Annotated in this window: 11 protein-coding genes; all 11 read left to right on the forward strand. The window is 53.0% G+C overall.

Going from position 1 to position 22,619, the window contains the following annotated elements:
• Positions 1–92: 92 nt before the first annotated feature.
• Positions 93–884 carry a glycoside hydrolase family 16 protein gene (locus AC0YN4_RS20945; RefSeq protein WP_475836666.1) on the forward strand — a complete coding sequence of 264 codons (792 nt, stop codon included), beginning with the start codon at positions 93–95 and terminating at the stop codon, positions 882–884.
• 27 nt (positions 885–911) lie between these two features.
• Positions 912–2,498, forward strand: coding sequence for a DUF4091 domain-containing protein (locus AC0YN4_RS20950; RefSeq protein ID WP_475836667.1), 1,587 nt, complete (start codon positions 912–914; stop codon positions 2,496–2,498).
• Position 2,499: 1 nt separating this feature from the next.
• A complete protein-coding gene (locus AC0YN4_RS20955; protein WP_475836668.1) occupies positions 2,500–4,188 on the forward strand; it encodes a DUF4091 domain-containing protein in 1,689 nt (562 codons plus the stop codon).
• Positions 4,182–5,942: a DUF5107 domain-containing protein gene (locus AC0YN4_RS20960; RefSeq protein ID WP_475836669.1), complete on the forward strand. Its 1,761-nt coding sequence runs from the start codon at positions 4,182–4,184 to the stop codon at positions 5,940–5,942. Before AC0YN4_RS20955 ends, AC0YN4_RS20960 begins: the two co-directional genes overlap by 7 nt.
• A 404-nt stretch (positions 5,943–6,346) precedes the next feature.
• Entirely contained in the window at positions 6,347–9,706 is a 3,360-nt protein-coding gene (locus tag AC0YN4_RS20965; protein ID WP_475836670.1) for a methylmalonyl-CoA mutase family protein, read from the forward strand.
• 204 nt (positions 9,707–9,910) lie between these two features.
• Positions 9,911–11,680 (forward strand): cache domain-containing sensor histidine kinase, encoded by a 1,770-nt coding sequence (locus AC0YN4_RS20970; protein ID WP_475784127.1) that lies wholly within the window; start codon positions 9,911–9,913, stop codon positions 11,678–11,680.
• 2 nt (positions 11,681–11,682) lie between these two features.
• Entirely contained in the window at positions 11,683–13,248 is a 1,566-nt protein-coding gene (locus AC0YN4_RS20975; protein ID WP_475784128.1) for a response regulator, read from the forward strand.
• Between the two features lie 131 nt (positions 13,249–13,379).
• Positions 13,380–14,714 carry an ABC transporter substrate-binding protein gene (locus tag AC0YN4_RS20980; protein ID WP_475836671.1) on the forward strand — a complete coding sequence of 445 codons (1,335 nt, stop codon included), beginning with the start codon at positions 13,380–13,382 and terminating at the stop codon, positions 14,712–14,714.
• Between the two features lie 87 nt (positions 14,715–14,801).
• Positions 14,802–15,689 (forward strand): carbohydrate ABC transporter permease, encoded by an 888-nt coding sequence (locus tag AC0YN4_RS20985; RefSeq protein ID WP_090983285.1) that lies wholly within the window; start codon positions 14,802–14,804, stop codon positions 15,687–15,689.
• A gap of 9 nt (positions 15,690–15,698) precedes the next feature.
• Positions 15,699–16,535, forward strand: coding sequence for a carbohydrate ABC transporter permease (locus tag AC0YN4_RS20990; RefSeq protein WP_475784130.1), 837 nt, complete (start codon positions 15,699–15,701; stop codon positions 16,533–16,535).
• A gap of 42 nt (positions 16,536–16,577) precedes the next feature.
• Entirely contained in the window at positions 16,578–22,241 is a 5,664-nt protein-coding gene (locus tag AC0YN4_RS20995) for a carbohydrate binding domain-containing protein (RefSeq protein ID WP_475836672.1), read from the forward strand.
• Positions 22,242–22,619: the final 378 nt, after the last annotated feature.

Here is a 22,619-nt window from a genome sequence, read left to right on the forward strand (position 1 = left end):
CAGTATCATTGGAGTGGGAGCCTGAATGCGGGTTTCCACTCCAACCTTTTGTTCTGGCAGCGATTCGAATAAATTGGAGGTAAGGTATACCTATGATAACGAACCACTTCGATGTATCGGATAACGGATGGAAGCTGGTATGGAATGAAGAGTTTGACGGGCCGGAGATTGATTTGTCGCGTTGGGATTATGATATTGACGGTCATGGCTGGGGGAATAACGAGCTCCAGTATTATACGAGAGAAGCACGAAATGCTTATATCGAGGATTCCAAGCTTATTATTAAAGCAATCAAAGAGGAATACGAGGGAAGTCCTTATACATCGGCGAAGCTGGTTACGCGAAACAAGGTGGATTGGACGTATGGACGTTTTGAAATTCGTGCGAGACTGCCCTATGGTCAAGGCATTTGGCCGGCTTTCTGGATGATGTCTACGGATTTACAGGTTCACGGCGACTGGCCGAGTGCCGGTGAAATCGACCTCATGGAGATGTGCGGACATGAGCCAAACAAAGTGCATGGCACGCTTCACATGGGCAATCCGCATTATTATAAGGGTGATTGCTACACGTTGGAATCCGGTATTTTCGCGGATGAGTTCCATACGTTTACGGTGGACTGGACGCCGACACAGATGAGGTGGTACATCGATGGTCAGATTTACTATAAGAGCAGCGAATGGTATACACGAGAGACGGAGTCTTCGGTAGTCGAGCCTTACCCGGCACCATTCAACAAACCTTTCTATATGATGCTGAACTTGGCCGTCGGCGGGAACTGGCCGGGCTATCCCGATGAGACAACGGTATTCCCTCAGACGCTGGAAGTGGACTATATTCGAATCTATCAACCGGAAGACGGCAATTATGGACCAGCAATCTAAGTAAGCCTTGCAGGAGGTATAACTCGAATGAAAGCTCAAATCTTCAGCATGAATGAATGGATCTACCCGGATAGCGTCGTGTCGGAGGACGGTAACACAGCGATTAAGCTGCATACAGCAAGAGGCAGCTACGCTGCTTGCCAGGTTCTGTTTAACGACGTTGCGCCAAATGCCGAGATTCACTGTGAGTTCGTACGTTCGACGGGCAGCGTGTTTTTGCGCCAGCCCGAGGTCTTTCAGTTAATGGATATTTTTGTGGAAAAGAATACGGGTCCGGTTAGCCATTGCGTGCATGAAGGCGAATCCGCGGAAGGATATACGACGCGTCAGGCGCCTTTTCGCGTGTACGAAGCTATGAATCCGTTAAAGGACGGTGTCGTAAGCCGCGCTGCTACGGAAGCGCTTTACCTTTGCTGGGAGATTCCGACGGATGCCGGAGCAGGTACTTACACAGGTGAGCTGGCCGTTAGAATAGGCGAAGAAACTTGCCTTATTCCGGTCGAAATTGAGGTGTATCAAGCGGTGGTGCCAGAAGAGGAGACGCTGGCGGTTACCAACTGGTTCAGCCTGCCGAATATGGCCAAACGCTACAACGTAGAACTGTGGTCGGAAGGGCATTGGGCGATGATTGAGAAATACGGCAGATTGATGCGCCGTGCTCGGCAAACGCATTTCTGGGTGCCGATGGATGCGGTTCAGGTGAGCCTTGTCGGTGAAGACGCCTACGCGTTTAATTTTGAACGGGCTGAGCGGCTTATTCGGCTTTACTTTAGCCTTGGCTTTACGTTTATTGAAGGCGGCCTGGTTGCCGGACGCAAGGATTTCTGGGGCTCGGAGTTCCATATTTGGAATACATGGAACGGCGGAGAAGCGCTTAAAGCGATATCGACGGAAGGTTATGCGTATCTGTCGCAATTTCTGCCTGCTTGGCGGACGTTCCTCGAGCAGAATGGCTGGCTGAGCAAGCTGGTGCAGCATGTAGCGGACGAACCGATCGGAACGAGCGTGGAGGAATATCGCATTCTATCGGGTATCGTTCGTAAATTTATGCCGGGCATTCCGCTGCTCGAAGCGGTAGAAACGTATGATTTGGCCGGTTCAGTCGACATTCTGGTACCGAAGAATATTTACTACTTGGAGCATCGCGAACAGTTCGAGAAGCTGAGATCACTTGGCGATAAGCTGTGGTTCTATACCTGCTGCTTCCCCGGGGGCTCTTCGATGAATCGCCTGTGGGACATGCCTTTGCTGCGGACGAGGTATTTGCATTGGGGCAATTATAAATATGATTTGGAAGGGTTCCTGCATTGGGGGCTTAATCATTGCGATGACGACAAGGATCCCTACGAGCAGACGGATCTATGCTTCCCGCCGGGGGATACGCATATCACATTCCCGGGGACGAATGGTCCGATCGGAAGCGTGCGTTTAGAGGCGATGCGTGCAGGTATTGAGGATTATGAGCTGCTGAGGCAGCTTGCGAAGAAGGATAAGGCGCTTGCAGATGAACTGACGCATAGCTGTTTAATCAGCTTCAATGAAGCCAATGAGGATCCGGAGCACTTCGAGCATGTGCACCGCAAACTGCTGCAGGCACTGTCGGAGGAGAGATAAGATGTCACAGACTTTTGAGACGAAATGCGTTCATTCCCTTGTGAAGGTGTTTGCCGACGAAGAGCTGCTGGAGTCCGCCTTTCAAGAAGGCTCAGCGCTGCTTGGCGAATATTATTCCTTCCAGGTTGCGTACCGCGCTGCTTACTTAATGAAGAACATTCGGGTATCTGCCGAATCACCGGATTTGGCGGATGCTATCTCAATTAGAAGCGTCGGCCTGGCACCCTCTGAGCTGACCAACTATAACGACCCTGACGATTATCTGCTGCGGACTACGCCGGGATTATACCCGGATCCGCTTAATCCGCTGGAGGACGGCACTGTACATGCGCTTCCGAAGCAGTGGCGCTCCGTTTGGGTGACCGTAAAGCTCGGAAACGCCGGCGATGTCACGCCTGGCGACCATTCCATCGCAATTCGATTCACGGACGAATCCGGCGTGGAGCTTGGTTTGGAGTCTTTCCGGCTTCAGGTTATTAACGCTGAACTTCCGGAGCAGCGTCTTCTCCATACGGAATGGTTCTATTTCGATTGTCTTGCCACCCAGTACAAAGTCGGCATCTTCTCGGAAGCACATTGGAGCATCATCGAGACTTATGTCGCACATTATGCTGAATATGGCATGAACTTGATCCTGACGCCGTTGTTCTCGCCGCCGCTTGAGCTGGATTTCGGCAAATATCGCCCGACTGTCCAGCTGATTGGCGTGAAACGCATCGGTCATGGGCAAGAGCGTGGTTATCAGTTTGATTTCTCGTTGCTGGAGAGATGGGTAGAGCTATGCCGTCGCAATGGGATCCAGCGGTTCGAGTTTTCCCACTTATTCACGCAATGGGGAGCGAAGCATGCGCCGAAGATCATGGCTGAGGTCGAGGGTGAGAATGTGCAAATTTTCGGTTGGGAATCCGATGCCGCCGGAGAGGAATACAACCAATTCCTGACGCAGTTCATTCCGGAACTGGTGCAGTTCATTCGCTTGCATGGTCTGGAGCAAAGCTGTTATTTCCACTTGTCCGATGAGCCGACGCTCCATGATCTGGAGTCGTATACGAAGGCAAGCACGCTTGTCCGCTCGTTGTTTGATGGCGAGTTTCCGATCATCGATGCCTTATCCGAATATGAGTTCTATGAGAAAGGGCTGCTGACGCATCCCGTTGTATCCACCGAGCATATTCACACTTACATTGCCGGAGAGGCGGACCCGCTCTGGGCCTATTATTGCTGCTGCGAGTACAAGCATAACGAATCGAACCGCTTCTTCAATATGCCATCGGCTCGCAACCGAATTATCGGCGTTCAGCTGTATAAGCACAATATTCAAGGGTTTCTGCACTGGGGCTACAATCACTGGTATTCCCAGCGTTCACGCCGAGCTATCGATCCGTTCACGGTGACGGACGCTGATCATGCTTTCCCTTCGGGGGATGCGTTCTTGGTTTATCCGGGCAAGGACGGTCCGATCACGTCCATTCGGCTTGAAGTGCTGCGCGAAGCATTCCAAGATATTCGAGCGCTTCAATTGCTGGAGAGCTGCATTGGCAAAGAAGCCGTGGTTGCATTGCTGGAAGAGGAAATGGCGGGGCCTCTTACGTTTAGAGATTATGAGAAAGGCAGCGCTTGGCTGCTGCGCATGCGTCAGCGCGTGAATCAGTGGATTCTTGCCTGCAAGCAAGGGGAGTTCTCATGCTGAAGCGTACCGAGTGGCGGGAGCCGATGCTCGTTCACGAGTCACAGCCTTGCGGTCCTGTTCCAACCATCTGCGATGAGGAAGGCATCTATCCGTATGTGAGCTTTAGTGAGACAGCGGAGCGGCCGGTGCTCCGCAAGCTGCGGATGATCGCGATCGAGAATGACTGGCTGAAGGTAACGGTCTGTCCCGATCTAGGCGGCAAGATCCATTCCATCCTCGATAAAGCAAGCAGCAAGGAGATTCTGTTCCATGCAGGCTCGGTGCGGCCGGTGCGCATCCTGCCGCGAATGGCATTTATCAGCGGCGGCATAGAAGTGAGCTTCCCGATTGCGCATACGCCTGTGCAGATCGAAGCGGTGCATGCTGCTGCCGAGCAAATCGGCGATCGGCTGTATGTCTGGTGCGGCGAGCGAGAAGCGCGCTACGGGATGCATTGGACGGTGGAGTATTCGCTAGGGGAGCGGGACCGGTTCCTGACCCAACGTACGACCTTCGTAAATCCGAATTCGCAGGCGCATGCATGGATGTCTTGGTCCAATGCCGCGCTGCCGGCTCGCGACGATTCACAGTTTCATTTCCCTGCAGGACATGTGCTTCGGCATGCGGATGTGCTTGAAGAGCTGGAGTGGAGCGGGGAGCGCGAGTATCGTTTAGCGGATTTCGATCGGATGCAGGGGTTCTTCTGGAAGACATCCGACTGCACGGCATTCGGGATGTACACGCCGAGTCTGGGAAGCGGGCTCTATCATGTTGCTGACCCGGCTGTTACGCCTGGGATGAAGCTTTGGTTGTACGGCACCGGCCGACACGAAGCTTGGGCGCATCAGACTGCGCAGCGACAAGAGAGCTATGTCGAGATTCAAGCGGGGCCGTTGCTGGAGCAGGCGGACAATACCAAGCTGCAGCCGGGTGCGAGGCATACGCATGTGGAATATTGGATTCCAAGTACGGCGCCGCTGGACATTCGAGCGATTACGCTTCCGACTCCACAGCTCGTGGAGCTTAGCCAAGTGCCGGTATTCGATTGGGTGAAGCGTGAGACGATGCTTCCTTGGCTTGCGTTGTTGTCCGCTTACGATGAGAGCGGGGGCTTAGGCGAGATGTGTTATGCACCGCCTGAACCGGAGAGCGGCTGTTGGCCTCCTTCCGGAATGGAGCAGCTGGGCGAGGCGCTGCACTGGGCAGCAATGCAAGAAGTGGAAGAAGTGAACCGATCGCTCTGGGTCTATTACCGCGCGGTATGGTTGGCTTCGCGCGAAGAGATGGACGGAGCAATTGAGCTGCTGCAAACGCTGCAACTGGACTGTGCCTACGCGTTGCTCGGAAGACTGCTGCGCGTCGTGAAGCAGGACTATGAAGCGTCAAGAGTCGCGTATGACTGCATGGAATCCGCGGCATGGAAGCTGCACCCGCAGCTGTTCATTGAGCGGGATATGACGCTCGAGGCCATCGGGCATTCCACGCTGGAGGAACGGGAGCGCTGGTTCAAGCAGGTGGATTCGTTGCAAGACGACGGGCTGGTGGAGCGCAAGGCGGCGATGTTAGCCGCTCGTGGGTCGCTGGCCGAAGCGAAGGCATTCTTAGAGAACCATCGGTTCGGCAGCATCCATCAGCGTTATGAACGAACGCTCCTATGGATGCGAATCCACGAAGCGCTAGGTACCCCCAATGTTGAGATCCCCGAGCATCTGGGTGAAGACGATTTGGCCATATACGGCGCATACCGTGTATCGGATGCGAATAAGGAATCCTAGCTGAATCAGCGATAAGGGAATTCGGCGGTTCTTCCTTGGAAACTCCCTCGCAGTAACCGTTGCTTATGCTTTGTAACGGTTGTCAGCGTACTTATTTTAGGTCAAAGACGACTTATAAAGCGCTAACGGTTGTGACAGAGATTATTTCCAGTATTAGCGTTGGTTTCGGCTCGGAAATTTCCATATAAGCTCTACGGCAACCGTTGGAGAATAAAAGTGGGCATTTTATGCAAAATAGCCACTGTCACAACCGTTACAAATACGAAACAAGTTTGTACAAATGATGAAGAAGGGGCTGGTCCCTCAAGGTATTTTGACCTTGAGAGACCAGCTCTTTTTGGATATAAGGATACGCTTAGTCGCATAAAGATAACAGACAACGCTAGCATTCGGAGGCGATCGGTATGAACGAAGGGATTAGTCGGTATGTGCCGGTACACCAGGTTCGGTTCGTTACAGCATCCGCATTGTTTGACGGGCATGACGCATCCATCACCATCATGCGACGAATATTGCAGGCGAGCGGCGCAGAGGTCATCCATCTGGGACATAATCGATCCGTACGCGAGATCATAAAAGCAGCTATTCAAGAGGATGTTCAGGGAATCGCGGTTTCCTCGTATCAGGGCGGACATGTGGCATTCTTTAAATATATGGTGGAGCTGCTCAGGGAATCGGGGGCCGGCCATATTCGCATATTCGGGGGAGGCGGGGGCGTAATTCTGCCGGCGGAAGCGGAAGAGCTTCATCGCTACGGAGTAACGCGCATCTTCTCTCCGGATGACGGAAGGCGTCTTGGTCTGCAAGGCATGATTAACGTCATGCTGGAGGCTTGCGACTATTCCACTGTGGCCGATTTCGTTGACGAGTGTGCGGCGCTTGGGGCTGGAAGTGACCGCATAACTGCGCGCTTTATGACATTGGCAGAGCAGCGGGTAGCAGCCGCTGCGACAGAAGCTTCGCGACTCGGAGAGCTGTTCGCGGACGTTTCATTGGCAGCCGGGGACGCGCCTGTTCTGGGCATTACCGGCACCGGCGGCGCGGGCAAAAGCTCCCTGACCGACGAGTTCGTGCATCGTTATCTGCAGCATGACTCTCTCAAGACGATAGCCGTATTGTCGGTTGATCCAACCAAACAGAAGACCGGCGGCGCGCTGCTTGGCGACCGCATTCGGATGAACGCGGTGTATTCGGACCGCGTGTTTATGCGGAGCTTCGCCACCCGCGGATCAAGATCGGAGCTGTCCGCAGCTATCGCGGACGCGATCGTAACAGCGAAAGCCGCAGGCTATGATCTGATCGTCGTGGAGACGAGCGGTATTGGCCAGGCGGATAACCAAATTACGGCGGTGGCGGATCTATCGGTCTATGTCATGACGAGTGAATTCGGCGCGCCGAGCCAGCTGGAGAAGATCGAAATGATCGATTACGGCGATCTGATCGTCATTAATAAGTTCGATCGCCGCGGCTCCGAGGACGCGCTGCGAGAGGTGAAGAAGCAGGTCCAGCGCAGCCGGCAGCAGTTTGACCGGAATTGGCAGGACATGCCGGTGTACGGCACGAATGCGAGTCAATTCAATGATGCGGGCATGAGCCGATTATTCGCGGCCATCATGCAGAAGCTGAGTGAGCGAAGCGGCGAAGCGGGGGCTGATGCGGGTTCGGTTGGTGTCGGCGCGGCAGGCAAGGTAGATGCAGCCAATGGGTTGGATGCCAATGGGGGGGCTGCGGCGTCCGACGTCACCGCAGCCGGCAAAGTCGGCGAGCCCGGCCAGCCATCGCGGAAGCAAACGATCATCCCGGATGAACGAAGCGGCTATTTGAGTGAAATTGTGCAAACCGTCCGCCGCTACAAGCAGCTAACCGAGGAGCAAGCCGCGGCCGCGCGAATGTGCTACCGCATCGAAGGAACGCTTGAGGCAGCAAGGTCAGAAGGCGACAAGTCTGCCCTGCCTTCGCTTGAGTGGCTCCGCGATACGTACTTAAGCAAGCTGAACGAAGCATCGCGAGCCATTCTGAAGCAGTGGCCCACACTGGCTGAGGCGTACCGTACCCAGACGCTTACCACGACCATTCGCGGCCAAACGATCACAAACGAGCTGTATACCAGAAGCTTGTCCGGTCTGGATATTCCGCGAGTTGTGCTTCCGTCCTATGAGGATTGGGGCCAGCTCATCCACTGGGCATACCAAGAGAACCGCCCCGGAGAGTTTCCGTACACGGCAGGCGTATTCCCGTTCAAGCGCGAGGGGGAAGACCCGAAGCGTCAGTTCGCCGGAGAAGGTACGCCGGAACGGACGAACCGCAGATTCCATTACCTCTCGAAAGGGGAGCAGGCCAAACGGCTCAGCACGGCATTCGATTCCGTAACCTTGTACGGGGAAGACCCGGCGTACAGACCCGATATCTACGGCAAAATCGGCGAGAGCGGCGTCAGTGTCTGCACACTCGACGATATGCGCAAGCTGTACGCCGGGTTCCAACTGTGTCATCCGGCTACATCCGTCTCGATGACGATTAACGGGCCGGCGCCTATGCTGCTGGCGATGTTTATGAATATCGCCATCGAGCAGCAACAGCTGGAAGCGGCTGCAAGCAAGCCCGGCGGCGCTCTCACCTCGGAGGAATCTGCGGACACCCGCAAGCAAACGCTCCGCACTGTTCGCGGCACAGTTCAAGCGGATATCCTCAAGGAAGACCAGGGGCAGAATACATGCCTCTTCTCCATGCCGTTCGCGCTTCGGATGATGGGGGATATCCAGCAGTATTTTATCGATCACGAGGTACGTAATTATTATTCCGTATCCATCTCCGGCTACCATATCGCGGAGGCGGGGGCGAACCCTATTACGCAGCTTGCGTTCACGCTGGCAAACGGATTTACGTATGTCGAGTACTACCTCAGCAGGGGGATGCCGATCAATGCGTTTGCTCCGAATCTGTCGTTCTTCTTCAGCAACGGCTTGGATGCCGAGTATGCGGTCATCGGAAGAGTAGCGCGGCGAATCTGGGCGGTAGTGCTGCGGGACCGATATGGTGCCGACGAGCGCAGTCAGAAGCTGAAGTATCATATCCAAACCTCAGGCCGCTCACTCCACGCGCAGGAGGTGGACTTTAACGATATCCGCACGTCGCTCCAAGCACTAATGGCGATTATGGACAATTGCAATTCGCTGCACACGAACTCGTATGACGAAGCGGTCACGACACCGTCCGAAGAAGCTGTCCGCCGGGCGATGGCGATTCAGCTCATCCTTAACAAGGAGCTCGGGCTAATGCGGTGCGAGAATTTGCTGCAAGGCTCGTATCTGATCGAGCAGCTGACGGATTTGGTAGAGGAAGCGGTGCTGCTGGAATTCGAGCGGCTGCATGTGCGAGGCGGCGTGCTTGGGGCGATGGAATCCCAGTATCAGCGGGGGAAGATCCAAGATGAATCGTACGTGTACGAGATGAAGAAGCATAGCGGCGAACTCCCCATCATCGGCGTGAATACATTTCTCAGTCCGCAGCCCAAGGAGCATGTAGCAGAGCTGCAGGTAGCGCGGGCGACCTCGGAAGAGAAGGAGCAGCAGATAACGGGTTTACGCGGCTTCCATGAGCAGCACAAACAGGCTGCGCCTGAAGCGCTGCAGCGGCTGAAGCAAATCGCAATTAGCGGCGGCAATCTGTTCGAGGAGCTGATGGAAACCGTCAAAGTGGCGAGTCTCGGACAAATTACACACGCGCTCTATGAGGTCGGAGGCCAGTACCGGCGCAACATATAGAACGTCCGTAAACACTAGAAAACCCGCGGCCTTCCTAGTGAAGGAGCGGGTTTTCCATCGTCTCGTCACCCTTGCATTTCTATTATTTGCATTGCTAGGACAAGAGAGGTGATGTACGATGAACTGAAAATAGGATGATGGCGAGGATGGCTCATGCGCGGTTCGATTAGACGGTTATGGTCTTTTTTTATGGTGCACAACAGTATGCAGAAGAAGCTGACGGCAGTGTTTCTCTTTCTCATTATCAGTCCCATCATTGCGATCAGCTACATCTCTTACCAGAACTATGTCAGCTCGATCAATGACAATACGACGAAATACATGAACGAAGCGATTTACAACTTCCAGAGCAAGCTCGAAGAGAACATTTCCAACATGATGATGATTACGAAGATCCCGCTGTTCTCCTCCGAGCTGCAGCAGTTTCTCGTCTCGCCGAGCCTCGATTTGTCGAAGCAGAAGAAGATCGATTTCTACATCGGCTTGATGAACAATATGAACAAGGATATGAGCTCCACCTATATTCTGGATCTCTACGGCAACGTCTTTTACAGAATGAAAACGGATTCAGTCCGCTCCGACCTCAAGGAACAATTCCCGAAATGGACGAAGCTGGCCGCTCAAAGCAAAGGCAATCCGGTCATTCTGAGTACGCAGGAAATATCGATTCCGGGTCATACCCCCTACTACGTATTCTCGGTTATTCGGGATATCCGCGACGTCAGCTCCTATAAGTCCATCGGCACGATCGTCGTCGATACGAAGCTGAGCATTATCGAAGATACGGTCAAGCAAATGGACTCCATCACCAAAGGCAGAACGCTCATTATCGACAACGCGCATCAGGTTATTTATGACAGTCTGAAGAAGTCCATCGGCAAGCCGCTCTCCGACCCGCAGCTGCTCGCAGACATTAAGGGCACGCAGGGCAGCGTGGAGACGACGATTGACGGCGAAAGCTACATTGCGACCTACAATGAGTCCCAGATAACCGGTTGGCGCACAATTGTCTACATTCCGGTCAAGCATCTGCACAAGGACGCTAAGATTACGCGCAACCTCACTACAGGCTTAACGATCATCATCATGATCGTCGCACTCATCGTCTCGATTGTGATTTCATTCCGACTTACGCATCCGCTCCGCAAGCTGTCGAATCTGATGGGAGCTGTTCAGCAAGGTAACCTCGATATCAGCTTCAAGGTCAAGAATAAGGACGAGATCGGCGTGCTTGGCATCCAGTTCAACCGCATGCTGAGGCGGATCAAAGATCTGATCGACGAGATTTACGTCATCCAGAGCCGCAAGAACGAAGCCGAGCTTGAAGCGCTGCAAAGCCAAATCAATCCGCACTTTATCTATAACACGCTGGAGACCATTCGCATGAAGGCGATCCTGAACGACGATAACGATGTGGCCGATATGACCTTCATTCTTGGCAAGCTCATGCAGTACAGCATTAACCGAGGCAAAGAAATGGTGACGGTGCAGGAGGAGCTCCAGCATCTGGGCAACTATCTCGATCTGCTCAAATATCGCTTCAAGAACCAATTCCAATGGGAGGCGGATTTGCCTCCTGAGGTGCTGAGCTATCACATGCTGAAGCTGACGTTCCAGCCGATTGTGGAGAATGCGATTCTGCATGGCGTGGAAGGGAAGAAAGCGAAGGTGCATATCCGCGTCTACGCGACGCTGGAGAGAGAGCTGCTGCATATTCACATCCAAGACGAGGGCAATGGCATCAATCCGCATACGCTCCAGCATTTGCAGCAGTATTTGAACGGGCAGACGGAGCAAACGGACATGAAATCCGGCATCGGCCTTAAGAATGTGAACGAGCGAATCAAGCTGCGCTACGGGAATGCCTATGGCGTTGCCATCGACAGCCGTGTCGGCGAAGGCACCATTGTCACGCTGTCACTGCCTTATCCGTCTTCCGCGCTTAGCATAGATCAGATTACTGGGGGAGTATAACGATGCTTAACATCGCCATCGTAGACGATGAAGAAATTATAAGACTCGGTCTTGAGAAAATGATTACGAGGTTCTCGAGCGATTACCGCATTGTCGGCAGCTACGAGGACGGAGCCGAAGCGCTGGCCGCGATCGGCGCACCGGATCTGCAGGTGGACCTCATCATTACGGATATTAAGATGCCTTACATGGACGGGCTGCGGTTCATCGAGCTTGTGAAGGAGAAGCTGCCCGGCATTCGGTGCCTGATTCTGAGCGGCTACAATGACTTTGAATATGCGCGCAAAGCCATTCAGTTCGGCGTGGATGATTATATGATTAAGCCGGTAGATATGCAGGAGCTGTCACAGCTGCTGCTAACGGTAGACCGGCGGCTGTCGGAGCGGCGCGAGAGCGAGGAGCAGCTGGCTGCAGCCGCGAAGCAGCAGAAGGGTCAAGAGCTGGAAGATCAGCTAAGAAAGCTGCTGCAAAGCGGCGGAGCCGCCGAGCAATTCGAGCCGGGCTTGGTCGAGCTGCAATCCGGCAGAGGCGCCGTGATGGTATTTCGCACCTCTAATAGGCTCGCTCATGAGAGCCTGCTTCACTACCTCGACGAGAGCAAAGGCATGTTCCATCATGTCGTCGTGATGGAGAACAACCTCATCGCGGTACTGCTTTTCGTTCAGGAGGACAGCAAGCAGCCTGAGCGGAGCTTGCGTGCTATCAGCCTTCGGATGATGGACTATATGCACAACCGCAGCGGCGGATTTATTGCCATCGGGGAAAGCGTGCTGCCGCAAGGCCAAGGCGGCACATGGCATGGTGCTTACGTAGAAGCGCTCGCCGCGAGCAGGCATCAATTCTACAAGGAACGCGAGACGTTCGCGATGAATTTGAAGGATCTGCCCGCGAAAGCAGAGCTATGGAAATTCAACATGCCGGCGCTCGATGAACAATTCAAGACGGCCTGCGAGATGCTAGATTCCCATACGATCAAGCAAGTCATCCCGTTATTCTTTGCTGAAGCGGAGCGGGGAAAAGCCGGCTATGACGAGATTATGCATATGGCCGGCCATCTCTTCTATACGCTCACGACCAAGATCGACGGCTTCTTGGATGCGCTCTATGAGCTGCAGGGGGCGACGTTTGATTTTCACCGGACGGTTGGCTCTCATTTTGCGATGCGAGATTTGAAGGAATGGTTAATTGCCATCGTCGATCAAGTGGTGAAAGCGCTGGAGCCGACCCGCAATGCAAGCAGCAAGCGCGTCATCGAGACGGTAAAGCTGTGGATTCAGGAGCATTACCGGGAGGAAATCGAGCTGACTGCACTCTCGGAGACGGTCTTCTTGAACGCGAGCTACCTCAGCTTCCTGTTTAAGCGGGAGACGAATCAGACCATTACGGAATATATCACTGCGGTGCGCATGGCTAAGGCCAAAGAGTATCTGAAGGACAGGCTCGACCTCAAGGCCTATCAGATCGGCGAGCTCGTAGGATATGCGGACGGCATCTACTTTAACAAGCTGTTTAAGAAAACGGTCGGCGTCACGCCGCAGAAATATAGGAATCAGACGAGCGGCAGCTAATCGTCGATACGGACCCAAAAAGAAGACAATAAATACAAAACGGCTGCATAGAAAGCGTTCTCAAATTCCTCCATAATTCAAAATGTAAACGATAACAAAACGCTCCAGTACGGATGAGGGGGAAGAAGGAAATGAAGAAGTGGGCATCACTGGTGTTGTCGACGGTAGTATTCGGGGCAGCGCTTGCAGGCTGTTCGTCAAACGGCAACAATGACGAGGTGAATAAAGAAGCAGCAGCGACAGAGAGCACAACCAATACAACAACGAACGAGGCTGCAACGAACGAAGCTGAACCGGCTGCGGAGAATGCGATTAAAGGCAAGATCGTATTCGCGACGAACCGTACGGATTTAGTAGAAACCGAGCTGAAGGAATACGCCAAACGGTTCAAAGAGAAGTACCCGGAAGCAACGGTGGAGTTCGAAGCGATCAAGGACTACGAGGAATCGATGAAGGTGCGTCTGGCATCCAATGAGCTGCCTGATGTCATTCTCGTTCCGAAGACGGTAACGAAAGCGAATTTGCCGGAATTCTTCGCTCCGCTGGATGATTTGGGACTGAACGACCGCATTTATTTTAAAGATAATTACACGCAGGATGGTTCTACTTACGGGATCGTTTCCGGCAGCTCGGCAATGGGCGTTACCTATAACAAGAAAGCCTTTGAGAAAGCAGGCATTACCGCTGTTCCAAAAACATTGGATGAGTTCTACGCTGCATGCGAGAAGCTCAAAGCAGCCGGTATCGTCGCACTCTCCACGAACTTCAAGGACAAATGGCCGCTCATGGGCTGGGATCAAGAAGCGTTCTTGTTCGCCAATGACCCGGGTCTGCACAATACGATGGCCGGTCAAGACGAGCCATTCCCTGTAGATGGCCCGCACTGGAAAGCGATGAACATCATTAAAACCATCGTAGATAAAGGCTATGTTGAGAAAGATCTGATGTCCACGAACTGGGAAGGCTCGAAGAAAGACGTTGCTTCCGGCACAACCGCGATGTACCTCCTTGGCAACTGGGTTATTAATCAAGTCATCGATAATGGCGCGAAGTCTGAGGATGTCGGTTTCTTCCCGCTTCCAATCGACAACAGCGGCGAAGCCAAAGCACTTCTGAGCCCGGACTACGCATACGCAGTCAGCAAGAACAGTGGCAATGTGGAAACAGCCAAAGCCTTCTTGAAATGGCTTGTCGAGGAATCCGGTTATGATGATTTCGGCGGATTCATTCCGGTATTGAAGGATAAAGAATCCAAGCTGCCACAGTTGGCAGAATTCATGTCCTTTAAGCCGCAAGTGGTTGAGATGGTAGCAGAGAGTGACGAGTATGTCAGCATCGGCAACAAAATGCAGTTCGATACAAGCGGCTTTGCACAAGATGTCATCATGGCGGACGATGTGTCCAAAGTATTCGCCGACTACAACAAGCGCTGGAAAGAAGCACGCGCCGCAGTAGCATCGAAATAACTTTTGGAGAGAGGGGCATGACGTGAACGGTTCATGTCATGCCCCGTTTCTATTGTATGTTGTTATTGAACCGGGAAGGGGCTTTGCATGTATTCCTCCATTTACAAGAAGCAGAAGATCATCGTGTTATTCACCTTTCTGCTGCTGCCTGTCACCCTATTGGTCCTCTTCTCCTTGTATCCGGGCGTGATGCTGCTCTATTTAAGCTTAACCTCTTGGGATGGCTATAGTGCGGCGAAGGGGTGGGTTGGCTTAGACAACTACAGGGAGATCTTCCGCAACAGTGAAATTTTCAGCGTGTTCTCCCACAACCTGTATTACTTCTTCGGCGGCATTATTCAAAATATCCTTGCCCTCTATTTCGCCGTCGTGCTCAATAAGAAGCTGCGCGGCCGCAATATCTACCGTGTGCTCATCTTCCTGCCTTACATCATGAACAGCGTGGCCATTGCGTATATGTTCTCCTACGTGTACGACTCTCAGGACGGCTCGCTGAACGGGCTGCTGACTGCGCTTGGACTCGACAGTCTCATTACAAGCTGGTTGGGCAACAAGCATACGGTCAATATCTCGCTTGCGTTCATCTCGATGTGGAAGTATCTCGGGTTTAATATGGTCATTTACTTGGGCGCATTGCAGTCGATTCCGGATGATCTGTACGAGGCAGCGCTGATCGACGGAGCGAATGAACGGCAGTCCTTCATCTACATCACATGGCCGAGTATTCTCAAGATTGTTGAGCTCTCCATGCTGCTTACCGTAACAGGTGCGCTTGAAGTGTTTGATTTGCCGTTTATTATGACCAAGGGCGGACCGGCGGGAGCCAGCGATACCTTTGTGACGAAGACGGTGGATACGGCTTTTCACTACAGCAACTACGGTCTTGCCTCGGCAATGGGCGTCGTGCTGCTGCTGATTGTCATTGTTGTCATTACGATTCAGCGTAAATTTATTCTTCGGGAAGAGAAGGGATGATGGAACACCATGTCGATCTTTAAACGCAACAATCCCTTTCTTGCCATGCACTATTTGCTGCTGACGTTGGCTGCTTTTCTCGTTCTCTTCCCCCCTTATGTCGTGATTCTGAACGCCTTCAAGGGAACGGAGGAATATAACACGTCGTCCGTATTCGAGATGCCGCGCAGCTTCTTTAACCTGGAAAACTTCGAAACGGTGATGAGAATCGGCCATATGGGCCGCGCCTTCTGGAATACGAGCATCATCCTTGTACTGGCGTTGATAGGAAATATCATCATTGGCACGATGGCAGCCTACGCGCTCGGTCGCTTCCAATTTAAGCTGAAGAAATATTTGCTCGGCGGCTACGTGCTCGCTACGCTAATTCCTTCGGTGACGACACAGGTCGCTACGTTCTCGATCGTCAAGGAGCTTGGACTGTTCAATTCGCATATGGCGCCGGTGCTGCTTTATCTGGGCACAGACGTGGTGCAGATTTATATCTTCCTGCAATTCATTCGCAGTATTCCGTTTGATCTCGACGAAAGTGCGATGATGGAAGGCGCGAGCTTGGTGCGGATTTTCCGCTCGGTTATCTTCCCGTTGCTCATTCCGGCAACGGCGACGGTCACGATTATTAAGACCATTTCCATCTATAACGATATGTACATCCCGTATCTGTACATGCCGGCGCAGAAGCTGGGCGTCGTTTCGACGTCGCTTATGAAGTTCGCCGGGGTGAACAGCGCTCAGTGGAATTTGATCAGCGCGGCTGTCGTGATTATCTTAATTCCTACTGTGATCATGTATTTGTTTCTGCAGCGTTATATTTTCTCTGGTATTGTAAGCGGTTCGGTCAAATAAGTTTGGCTTCTCCACACATTCCATGTTCGGGAGGTAACAATCTTGTTCAAACGTTATATACCTATCCTGATGACCCTGGCTCTCACGGTGTCATCTTTTTTATCGGTTTTTTCGGCTCCGCGGCCGGTTCAGGCGGAAGAGTTGCCTGCGGCTGCATCTGTTTTTGAGGATTTTATTACGCGTGATGGCGATACATTGAAGGACGGCGAGACGACGTTCCGGTTTATTTCGGCCAACGTGCCGACGCTCAGCATGATCGAAGACATTCATTGGCGGGTTCCGACTGCATGGGAGCAGGAGGATGCGTTCCGAGCACTTGTGCAAATGGGCGGGAATGTAACGCGGCCTTATGTACTGTCTGTGAAGAAAGCGGATGACACGACTGAGGAGCGGGCTGTTATGGGACCTGCCACGCCGGGCGGTCCGCTGCAGTTTAACGAAGAGGTGTTCAAGGCGCTGGATAAAATGCTGCAGCTCGCCAATCAGTACGGCGTGCGCATTATTCTTCCTTTCGTCGATCAGTATCAGTGGCAAGGCGGCATAAAGGAGTATGCGGCTTTCCGCGGCAAGAGCGAAGCGGCCTTCTGGAGCGATCCGCAGCTGGTTGCGGATTTCAAGTCGGTCATTGCTTATGTGCTGAACAGAGTGAACAGCTACACAGGTGTAGCTTACAAGGATGATCCCGCTATTCTGGGCTGGGAGACAGGTAACGAGCTGGTGCCTTCGACACAAGCATGGACCAGCGATATCGCGGCATATATCAAGAGCCTAGATGCCAAACACTTGGTTATCGACGGAAAATATGGCATTGACGATGCTTCGTTGAACGATCCTAATATCGACATCGTCTCCAATCACTATTACCCGGACCATTACTCCGATTATGGCGCGCAGGCCAATTTGGATATGGGCAAGGCACGCGGCAAGAAAGCATTCATCATTGGCGAGTTCGGCTTCAAGCCGACGACGCAGGTGGATGAGTTCTTAAGCATCGTGGAGGAAAGCGGTGCAAGCGGCGCCATGATCTGGAGCATGCGCATGCATAACCGCGACGGCGGTTTCTACCCGCACACGGAAAGTGTTAAGGATGGCGTCTTCTACGGCGCATACCGCTGGCCGGGCTTCCCTTCCGGCGATGGTTTCGACGAAACGAATTTGCTTCGGGCACTGAGCAAGCATGCCTATCATATTCGCGGCATTAACGAGATCCCTCCGCTGCCGATTCCGGATACGCCGCAGCTGCTGCCGATCGATGAGGTGTCCACGATCTCATGGCTCGGATCTGTCGGTGCCAGCTCGTATACCGTTGAACGTTCGGATGCGGATGCGGGTTCGGTGGATGGATCTTGGAGCGTTGTCGGGAATGGTGTTTCCGATGCGGTCGAGGGAGAGACACAGCTGTTCCATGATACGTCAGCCGTAAGCGGCACGTCGTATTACTACCGATTGAAAGCGAATAACGCGTCCGGCTCATCCGATTATTCGGCTGTGGTAGGACCGGTTGCCGCTAAGCATGTCATCAAGGACGTCATGCGTAATTTCTCGCATCTGTATGATTACTCGACCGACTTGGAATTCGAAGCGAAGAATCCCGTTCGATTCGGCGGCGACCCTTCACGGTTCAAGCAGCTGGAAACCTCGCAGGAGCAATATATTGTGTATGCGCTGCCGACATCTGCTTCAGGAGTAACGGGGCTGCAGGTTGAGGCGACTGCCTACATCGACCCTGAGAAGCTGGCTTCTGCGGCTTACAGTATCTTCACCTCCGCAGATGGCGAGTCTTATGAGGCGCTTGATGCTGCAGCGGTTGATAATGGCGGCCCGTGGCATCAAGTACAGTATTCGGGCAGCCTGCCCGCGGCGGCCAAGTTTGTGAAGCTCGTATTCCCAAGCGACTACAGCGCCTCTCAGCTTGGAGAAGTAGAAATTGAGTACAGCACGGACGGCAGCGCGCTGACCTTCCCGGATTCTATTCAACGTCCGGAGTTGGCTAACGGCGTGCTGATCGATGATATGAACAATTTTGTCAAAATGAATGACCGCAGCATCAACCTTAGCTTCAGCACCGACAACCCGGATGCGTATTTTGGCGGCGATAACAAACGACTTACCCGTAGCTCCGATACGGAAGAGTTCTTCCAGTACAAGACGAGCGGTGACATGAATTACTTTAAGCTGCTTACGTATGCAAGGCAGGATCCAAGTGCCTATCTCGTGGGGGATTTCAAATTCTTCACGTCTGCTGACGGCGTCAGCTTCACGGAGTACGGCACGGCCGTGAAAGCCAGCAAAGGCGGGGACGGCTGGTGGACGCGCACTGAGTATACGGCGTATAAGCTGCCTGCGGGAACGCGATATCTGAAGGTTCAATTCCCGTTAAGCCAAGCGGATCAGACCTGGAACCCGCAAGTGAGCAGAATTGCAATCGGCGTAGGCGACGAGCAGCTTGAAGCACCGCCTGAGCTGTCGAAGAGCCAGCTGATTGACGGCTTTGACGGCTACAGCGGCTCGAGTACTGCACTTCGCAGTGCCTATGCGGTGAACGAGTCCGGTTCGCCGATTACGCTAACGCTGGATGGATCGCATAAGAACGAGGGCGATTACGGCTTGAAGCTGGAGACCTCGATGAGCCAGGGCTGGGGCGGCCTCGAGATGGCGCTGAACAACGCCGACTGGTCCGGAAACAGCGGCATGCAATTCTGGGTTCAGCCCGGCGGAGTCGATATGGGCGTTACGCTGCAATTAACGGAGGGCCTTGATACGGCAGGCGAGGTGTGGAAGACGGACCTGCGGATCTCCGGTACAGACCCGGTTCTCGTGCAGGTCCCGTTCAGCAAGTTCTACATTCCGCAGTGGTGGAAGGATAGTCATGCATCGCAAGGAAACGGCGTGATTGATGCCGGAAAGGTTGCCTCCTTCGGGCTTTACGTAGACGGAGCGCCGGCGGAGTATGTGGTTTATTTTGACAGCATTAAATTGTACCGGCTTCCGACCATTGATACCTTCGAATCGTATGAAGGCGATGATTCTCGTCTTCAAGCAGCCTATGCGCCGAATTCCGGCGGGGATCCACTTACTCTGTCGCTCTCTTCGGATGTGAAGGCTGGCGGCGATTATGGACTGAAGCTGGTTTATGCCCTTACCGATGCGAAGGGGTATGCAGGCATCTCGAAGAATATGGACGGCATCGATTGGAGCGGTAACAATGGCATCGAGCTGTGGTATAAGCCGGACGGCCAGAACCGCGGGATTACCGTACAGTTTAAAGAAACAAGCGGCGAGTATTGGGAAGCGAAACTGCGCGTGTCCGGCGATGAGGCAAGACTCGTGCAAATTCCGTTCCATGCCTTTGCCAGACCCGGTTGGAATGCGCCTGTTAATGGCGTGATCGACTTGGGTTCCATTGCAGAATTCTCTCTTTATGTGGAGAAAGGCGGAAGTGGCGCGGGTGAAGGGACGCTGTATTTCGATTCCATTCAAGTGGCTAAAGTCGGTCATATGGATGGCTTTGAATATTACCAGGGCTCGGATAGTCTGACATCTGCCGCTTATGTGAGTAAAAGCGACGGCGATGAGATCGTTGTAAGTTTGGATACGGCGCATAAGTCTGAAGGGGAATACGGCCTTAAGCTGGCCTACACGCTGACAGATGAGAAAGGTTATGCCGGCGTGACCAAATTGCTTGGCGGCATGAATCTGACATCCGGCGGCAACGCCCTTTCCCTGTGGCTCCAATCGGATGGCTCGCAGAACGGTGTCACGCTGCAGTTGAAGGATGCAGATGGCGACTATTGGGAAGCGCAGCTTACGCCTGCCGGAACGGAAGGCGCCGTATATGAAGTGCCGTTAAGCGGCTTCGCACGTAATCCGTGGTCGAGCGGAGATGGATTGCTCTCCTTGTCGGCATTGACGGAATACTCGATCTTCGTCAATAAGGGTGCGGGCTCGGCAGGCAGTCATGTGCTCTATGTCGATGATCTGAAGCTTGGCAATGTGCCGATTATCGACAACTTTGACTATTATGGCGGAGGCGAGCTCATTGCGCAGAAAGCCTACACGAGCAATACGTGGGGTGGACCTGTTACACTGACGCCGGACAGCGAACATAAGGAAGCCGGCAAATACGGCCTTCGTTATACGTACACGCTGACGGAAGCTACGAACTTCGCAGGTATGACCAAGAACCTGAGTGGCATGTCATGGGCAGGCTATGATGGTGTCTCCTTCTGGCTGACACCGGATGGATCGGGCCGCAAGCTAACCATTCAATTTATTGAACCGGACGGCGAAGCGTGGGAGGCTTACCGCGTTCTATCCGGCACGGAGGCAGGTGTCCTGAAACTTCCGTTCTCCGAATTCCGGCATGCACCATGGAATACCAAGGGCAATGGCATTATTGATCTTGGTTCACTCGCAGAGTTCTCGCTGTACATTAATCAAGGGGATGGACCGGTAGGCGATGGTACGCTTTATGTGGATTCGATTGGCGTCTATCAAGGCGCGGTGGATCCAGAAGATCCGGATGACGGTGATGGGAGCGGATCGGGTTACGTTTATGTACCGGACCAGCTGCTGCAGAACCAGCAGAATATCAGTGAGGCTGATGTGAAGAGCGGCATCAAGGATGGCAAGGTTTCGGTTACGCTGCAAGGCGGTAAGAATGAATTGCTGATTCCAGCGGCCCTGGCGAGTACTATTGGGGACAACATCCTTGTTGTAGACGCTCAAGGAGTGAAGGCGGAAATCGCTCCGGAAGTGCTGCAAGCATTACTTGCGCTGGTTGAACCGAACGTACGGGGAGATGCGAAGATATCTCTTCAACTGGCTGCTAAGGAGAATCAGGGTACGGGAGAGGGAGCTCCCCTGCAAGCAGGGTACCAGCTAGAAGGTAAAGTCTATCAACTGGAGCTTGCTATCGTAACGAAGGACGGGAAGCAGCATAAGCTGACGAAGTTTGAGAAGCCTGTTATACTTACCATCCCGTTTGACGTTGGAGCAGCCGGACATCCGGAGCTCATGGGAATTTACTACTACAACCCTATATCTGGCGCTTGGGAGTATGTAGGCGGACAGGTCGATGAGCGAGCAGGCAGTATCTCTGCACCGCTCACTCATTTCAGCACTTATGCGGTTATGACGTATAAGAAGACGTTTAAAGATTTACCTTCAACACACTGGGCTTTTGCAGCAGTTACAGAGGCTTCGGCACATCATCTTGTGAAAGGTGTAAGCGACGACAGCTTCGCACCGACGCAAGCGAGCAGCCGTGCGGAATTCGTTCAGTTGATGGTGAATGCTCTGCAGCTTTCGGCAGGTGAAGATGCGAAACAGGTCTTCACAGATGTTGCTGCTGATAGCTGGTATGCGGATGCTGTAAAGGCTGCCTACGAGCATGGATTGATCCAAGGCAGAAGCGCCGCATTGTTTGCTCCACAAGCGACTATCAGCCGTCAGGAAATGGCGGTTCTGATGAACCGAATGCTGGCTTTCGGCGGCAAGAAACAAGCTGCTGGCACGCCTTCGGCAGCCGAAGCACAGCCATTCACGGACGTGGAGCAGATTGCTTCGTGGGCGAAGGAAGACGTGAATCAAGCTGTAGCTTCCGGCCTGATGAAAGGAACCGGAGCTCAGCAATTCTCACCGCTTAGCACCGCAACTCGCGCAGAAGCCGTGCAGGCGATTATCAATTTCATGCATCGCCATTAAATTAAGAAGGTCGGCTGCGAGATGCAGCCGGCCTCTTTACTATATTGCCGTGACTACGCGTAAATGTACTCTAGTAATGCTTCGAGAATAGCTGCCTAATTATTCTAACGAACCGTAGAGGCGCTATTGATGCGAAAATAGCTGCCTATTATTTCTAACGAACCGTAGGGGTCTTAATTTGGCAAACCGGCTCCAAATCACAACTAAATCGTGAAATAAGGCCTTCGCGGTTCGTTAGCGTTTTTTGGAGCTATTATGAGGCAAATAAGACCTCCACGGTTCGTTAGCGTTTCCCGCTTCCTCTGAGGGGTTCGTTAGATTTTGAAAAATTTATATTGGCACCAATAATAAGCCTATACGGTTTCAGTTCGTTTACGC

This window comes from Paenibacillus sp. J22R3 (genome assembly GCF_056269305.1).